The sequence below is a fragment of the Pseudomonas sp. 01L34 genome (genome assembly GCF_056400265.1).
This window is the reverse complement of the sequence record NZ_JBFTSX010000018.1, coordinates 1-2,020: the sequence shown is the minus strand read 5'-3', so window position 1 is coordinate 2,020 and position 2,020 is coordinate 1. Positions and strand designations below refer to the sequence as shown.

Genomic DNA, 2,020 nt, shown 5'->3' with positions numbered 1-2,020 from the left:
CCATCGCTGACCTGGATGCTGAACACCTCGTCATGGCTCTCGCCGGCCTGCAGCGATTGCACGGCACTGGCGACACCGTCGGTGCCGTTGGCCAAGGTGTAAGTCCACTGACCGCTGCCGTCGACGGCGATCGAGCCGTAGGTTCCAGTTGCCGAGCCATTGATCGACCAGGTCGCGGTGGCCGCATGGTCGATGTCGCTCGAGCTGAACTGGCCACTGACGCTGAGGGTGCTGTCCTCCTGCACGGCGCCGAAATCGTTGCCCGACGCGAAGCTGAGTACCGGTGCGTCATTGCTGCCGGTGACGGTGACAGTCACCTGCTGGGTGTCGACGCCGCCCAGGCCATCACTGACCTGGATGCTGAACACTTCATTGTGACTCTCGCCCGCCTGCAACGACTGCACGGCACTGGCGACGCCATCGGTGCCATTGGCCAGCGTGTAGGTCCACTGACCGCTGCCGTCGACGGCGATGGAGCCGTAGGTTCCAGTTGCCGAGCCATTGATGGACCAGGTGGCAGTGGCTGCATGGTCGATGTCGCTTGAGCTGAACTGACCGCTGACGCTGAGGCTGGTGTCCTCCTGCACCGCGCCCACCTCATTGCCCGACGCGAAGCTGAGCACCGGCGCATCGTTGCTGCCGGTGACGGTCACGGTCACCTGCTGGGTGTCGACACCGCCGAGGCCATCGCTGACCTGGATGGTGAACACTTCGTTATGGCTCTCGCCGGCCTTCAGCGATTGCACGGCACTGGCGACACCATCGGTGCCATTGGCCAACGTGTAGGTCCATTGGCCGGTGCCGTCCACCGCGATCGAGCCGTAGCTGCCGGTATTGGACCCGGCAATGCTCCAGGTGGCGGTGGCCGCATGGTCGATGTCGCTCGAGCTGAACTGGCCGCTGACGCTAAGTGTGGTGTCTTCCTGCACGGCGCCGACATCGTTGCCGCTCGCGAAGCTGAGCACCGGCGCATCGTTGCTGCCGGTGACGGTCACGGTCACCTGCTGGGTGTCGACGCCACCGAGGCCATCGCTGACCTGGATGGTGAACACTTCGTTGTGACTCTCGCCAGCCTTCAGCGATTGCACGGCACTGGCGACACCGTCGGTGCCATTGGCCAACGTGTAGGTCCACTGGCCGCTGCTGTCCACGGCGATCGAGCCGTAGGTGCCGGTATTGGACCCGGCAATGCTCCAGGTGGCGGTGGCCGCATGGTCGATGTCGCTCGAGCTGAACTGGCCGCTGACGCTAAGCGTAGCGTCTTCCTGCACCGCGCCGACATCATTACCCGACGCAAAGCTGAGCACCGGCGCATCGTTGCTGCCGGTGACGGTGACGGTCACTTGCTGGGTGTCGACACCGCCGAGGCCATCGCTGACCTGGACGGTGAACACTTCATTGTGAGTCTCGCCGGCTTGCAGTGATTGCACTGCACTGGCGACGCCATCGGTGCCGTTGGCCAAGGTGTAGGTCCATTGGCCGCTGCTGTCGACGGCGATTGAGCCATAAGTGCCGTTAGCTGTTCCGGCAATGCTCCAGGTCGCCGTGGCTGCATGATCGATGTCGCTTGAACTGAACTGGCCACTGACGCTGAGGGTGGTGTCTTCCTGCACGGCGCCGGCATCGTTGCCCGACGCGAAGCTGAGCACTGGCGCATCGTTGCTGCCGGTGACGGTGACAGTCACCTGCTGGGTGTCGACGCCACCGAGGCCATCGCTGACCTGGATGCTGAACACTTCATTGTGAGTCTCGCCGGCCTGCAACGATTGCACGGCACTGGCGACGCCATTGGTGCCGTTGGCCAACGTGTAGGTCCATTGGCCCGTGCTGTCGACGGCGATCGAGCCGTAGGTTCCAGTGGCCGAACCATTGATCGACCAAGTGGCGGTGGCATCGTGGTCGATGTCGCTTGAGCTGAATTGGCCACTGACGCTGAGGCTGCTGTCCTCCTGCACGGCGCCGGCATCGTTGCCGCTGGCGAAGCTGAGCACCGGGGCGTCATTGCTGCCGGTGACGGTCA

The 2,020-nt window shown here is 64.0% G+C and carries 1 protein-coding gene; it reads right to left on the bottom strand.

The features are described from left to right. Positions 1-2,020: VCBS domain-containing protein (locus AC1DQM_RS29755; protein ID WP_477747246.1), on the bottom strand; the 2,020-nt coding region annotated here is incomplete at both ends.